Genomic DNA, 4,068 nt, shown 5'->3' with positions numbered 1-4,068 from the left:
CTCGTCCATGACCCGCAGGTCGGGGACATAGGTGCGTACCGGCGCGTCCAGATCGACGGCGCCCTGGTCGATGAGGTGCCAGATCGCGCACGCGGTGTAGGTCTTCGTCAGGGACCCGATCCGGAAGAGGGTCGATGCGCCCACCGGCACGAGGGTGTTCATGCTCGCCACGCCGGAGGCGGCGTGTTCCTCGCGGTCACCTGACAGAATGCCCTGCGCCGCCCCGGGGATGCGGTTGGTGCGCATCGCCGCCATGAGAGCCTCGGCTACGGCATGGAATTCCGGTGAGTCATCGGCCGCCAGCGTGGTGGGTAGCGGCAGCCCGCCGCCCGGGTCGGTCACTGCGATCATCAGAGCGTCACCACTCTGCACCAGGGCCGACGCGGAGGCGCGCTGACGCAACCGGCCGGGCACCATCGCCGCCGCCAACGCCGCGCCGCCGGCCACCAGTCCGCCCGCGAGCGCCAGACGTCGAGACACCCGCGGACCCGCGGTAGGTGCAGCGGCGGCGTCGCCTTCGGTCATGTGGATTTGCCCGACTTTCTCCATGCAATGCCGTTTTCGCCCGCCTGTGCTCGCGCAGGTGATGCCCGGTAACACGATCATGGCTCAGGAACACTGCGAGCATTCGAGAATCGCCGTGGTGACACCGCGATGCCATCTACAGTGGCCCCGACCTCGATATGGGGGAATGGGATGACGGTGGCGATAGCCGGTGCGGCGCATGAGTTTCGTTCTGCGCCAGCGGCGCCGCGGACCTCGAGTTGGTCGACTACCACGAGACAGGAGAACGCCATGACAGATTTCGCGCCCACACATCCGGGGGAGATCCTCGTGAGCGAGTTTCTCGAACCAATGGGAATCTCGCAGTACCGGATCGCCAAGGCGATCGACGTGTCGCCCCGCCGCATCAACGAGATCGTGCACGGCAAGCGCTCGATCACCGCCGACACGGCGCTGCGACTGTCGCGTGCCCTCGGGCTGACCGACATGTACTTCGTCAACATGCAGGCGCACTACGACACTGAAGTTGCCCGCGAACACCTGGCGTCCGCACTGGACGCCATCGAACGCATCGGCTGAACCCCTCACTTCGTTCGCCCTGATGCGGTCCGCGAAGGTCAGAAGTCGACCTCGATGGGGCCGGCTTCGCTCGGGGCGTAAGACGGCCCGGGCAGATAGTTTAGGAATACCTCCATGCCGCGTTCGAGCCCGTTGAGGGAGACGAAGAACCGGCCGTCGTTGCGGACGTCGGCGTGTTGGACGAGATCGCGACCAGGATCGGGCTCGGCGCCACGCTCGCGCGCGATGGCGAGCATCGTCCCATTCCTGGCGAACGAGCCATCGGGCAGCTGGACCCGACCGAGGACGCCGGGCTCGGGCACGACCTGGATGTCCCTGATCGTGGTGGTCCGGCCCGAATTGACCTGCACCGCAGCACCTCCGGTGCACTTCGCGACGCAGACCCCGGCGACCCAGCCCGAGATCTCCAGCAGGTTCGGTGTCTCCCATGCGGAACCGCGCTCGAACGACGCGGCGAAGGCCGGGTCGCCCTCCAGAGATTCGGTCATCACCATGACGTCCGCGCTCTGGTGCGGGCCCAGACGAAGCCAGCTGTGCTCGAGGTAGGTGCGGTAATACGGCATCGTCTGGCGCACTTGGGGAAACATCACCACGGTGCCGTTCGTCGGGTTCTCCAGCTTCACCGGGAACCGCACACGGGTCGACGGTGATGCGCTCTCCGACCAGAACTTCGTGAAGTTGCTCTGCGCGAAGTTGTCCCGGTCGCTGCTCTCGTGAGTCGCCGGATCCTCGTAGAGCGGAATGTCGACGGTGATGCAGAAGTGCCCCTCGCCGGGTGGCACCCACGCGATCGTCAACTCTCGCGCCTGGCCGGCCGGGATGGTGACGGGGTCGGACGAGCCCAGGGGCTGCGCCGCCGGCTGCTTGTCCCCGTTGGTCGTGAAGTCCAGTGACGAGAAGAATGCCTTCACGTTCTTGGCCTCCAGCGCACCGCGATTCGTGACCTTCGCGACGATCCTGTTCGGCTGGCCGGCCCACGGCACGTTCAGCCACTTCGAGTCGGCGTCGCTCTTGGCGTTACGGATCTCGATGTCGGGGCTCTGCCATTGATTGGGCCCATTGGGCCAGGTCCGGATCGACAGTTCGGGGCGGCCGCTCGTGTTGTACCGGATCTCGACATCGGCGCTGTCCGGCCGGATCGCCTTGGTCGTGATGACGAAGTCCTTGGGAGCACCTTCGGTGAAATCCGGCTGCTTGTAGTTCTTGTTGGCGGTGAGGAACGCGCCCTGCGTGGTGATGCCGTCGGTGTCGTTGACGCCGTCGGGATCGTCTTCGAGCCGCATGGTCATCACGCGACTGTCGAGGTTCTGCGCTCCCTTTGGCGACACGACGTCGGTGCCGACGACCACTGGGCCGAGCGGCAAGCTGCCGTCACCCAGCGACGAGCCCTGACGGCTCCGGAACTCGAAGTAGTAGTTGCGGCCCGGGGCCAGCCGGATCTCGGCACCACGTACCGAATTGGCGGGAATGGTCTTGGTCTCCAGTGCTTGCAGTGTGATCTGCTCAAGTAACGCGGGCTGATGATTGGCGGCGAAGTTGTAGGCCTTCACCTCGTTGGGCCCGACCCACCCGAGCGCCATCCGGCTGGGCAGACTGAGCTGGGGGAGCCCACCGTCGTTGCACATCAAGTCCCACGGACCCAGTTCGCGTGCCGTCAGGCCCTGGTTCATCCAGGGGTAGAGGTAGAGGTCCGGAAGCTGCAAGGTGTGACCGAGCTCGTGGGCCAGCGTCTCGTAGACCTGCCTACCGTCGATGGCCGTCCAGTTCTCGGGCATCACCAGCATCGGCAGCGTCGTGTCCTTGCCATTGAGCTTGACCGTCATCGTGGTCTGCTGGGGCCACACGAACCGGCCGATGCTGACCGAGGTGGGCGGATTCACCCCGGCCATGGGCACGTTGACGGTGCGCACGACGAACGCGACCGAGTCGGTCTTGCCGAAGTCCACCAGCGGCGGGTTGCCCGCCTTGACCGCAGCCGCATTTGCCTGCTCCAGCGTCGACACGAGGGTCTTCCACGTGTCCGGCTTCGGGTTCCACCGCCGGGGCAAGGTTCCGCCGGGGTTGGCCGGGTCGGGCACCGTCTCCAACTCGAACAGATCGTCCCAGCTGCCCGTCGCATGGACCGGCCCGGCGACGGCGTTCCCGACCAGGCTCATCGTGAGCTTGCCGTAGGACACCTCGTTGTAATAGCCCGTGACCGAACGTGTTACGCCACCGGAAGGGACACCGCCGGTGAAGTTGTCGAACCAGTTCTTGCGAATCTTCGTGACGTCGGCGGCGACCGTCGGATAGAGATTGGTCGTGGTGTCGATCATGACGATGGCCACCCGCCACTTCGGGGGCGCCTTGTAGACGTCGACGTTCTGCACGCCTGCGTCGCCACCGCCCCACGCGGGCTTCACGACGGGACTGTCCACCTTGCCGGTGACGCTGAAGCTCGGACCGACGTTGGAGTCCTTCCACGTCTCGTCGATGCGAAAGTTCGCCCGCCCGACGACCGTTCCGGTGGCGATCTCCTTGGCGAGGATCTCACCGATACCCGGTCTCCACCCTCCTGTCAGGAGGAGGTGCGGGTGGTTTGGGTCGAACGTCGAATCGCGCGAGGGCGACATGGCGCCGAGATCGGAATCCTTGACGCTGAGCTGGATCTGGTCGATGGTCAGGCCACTGCCCGCGACGTCGATGTGCACCGGCGCATACCCGCCGATGAAGATCGGCCTGGGATCCAAGATCAGCAGGACGCGTTCACGGATGCCGGCGGGCAGGGTGTCCTCGAGGACGGAGTCGGTGGTGGTCATGAGCACGTGGCCGTCCTTCGTCACGGCGATGGCGGTCACCGGCGTCGGTGATCCGGCCCCCGTCGGACGGCGGAGGGCTCCGTCGCGGCGGACGCAGGCGAACTCCCCGTTCTTCGACACGACGAGTGCCCACTGACTGTCAAGCGCTGCGACGTGTCCGCCGAACGGCAAAGTGCCACTGGACATC

3 protein-coding genes are annotated in these 4,068 nt (G+C 65.9%); 1 reads left to right on the top strand and 2 read right to left on the bottom strand.

What is annotated here, in order from left to right:
- A partial coding sequence (locus VET27_RS14065; RefSeq protein WP_526519082.1) for a serine hydrolase domain-containing protein occupies positions 1-525 on the bottom strand: 525 nt, incomplete at its 3' end.
- 270 nt (positions 526-795) lie between these two features.
- Between VET27_RS14065 and VET27_RS14060 the strand changes: the two genes are divergently transcribed.
- Complete coding sequence (locus VET27_RS14060) at positions 796-1,083, top strand: HigA family addiction module antitoxin (RefSeq protein WP_526519080.1); 288 nt, start codon at positions 796-798, stop codon at positions 1,081-1,083.
- Positions 1,084-1,121: 38 nt separating this feature from the next.
- Here VET27_RS14060 and VET27_RS14055 read toward each other — a convergent pair.
- The coding region (locus tag VET27_RS14055; protein WP_526519078.1) for a metallopeptidase domain-containing protein at positions 1,122-4,068 on the bottom strand (2,947 nt) is incomplete at its 5' end.

The organism is Mycobacterium sp., assembly GCF_035633495.1.
In the GTDB taxonomy this organism is placed as follows: Bacteria; Actinomycetota; Actinomycetes; order Mycobacteriales; family Mycobacteriaceae; genus Mycobacterium.
Note: the sequence above shows the minus strand (reverse complement) of the source record. Positions and strands in the feature narration are given on the sequence as shown.

What these genes read in the sequence shown, in the direction of transcription:
- VET27_RS14060 (WP_526519080.1), top strand. Translation starts at nt 796, where the DNA reads ATGACAGATTTCGCGCCCACACATCCGGGGGAGATCCTCGTGAGCGAG.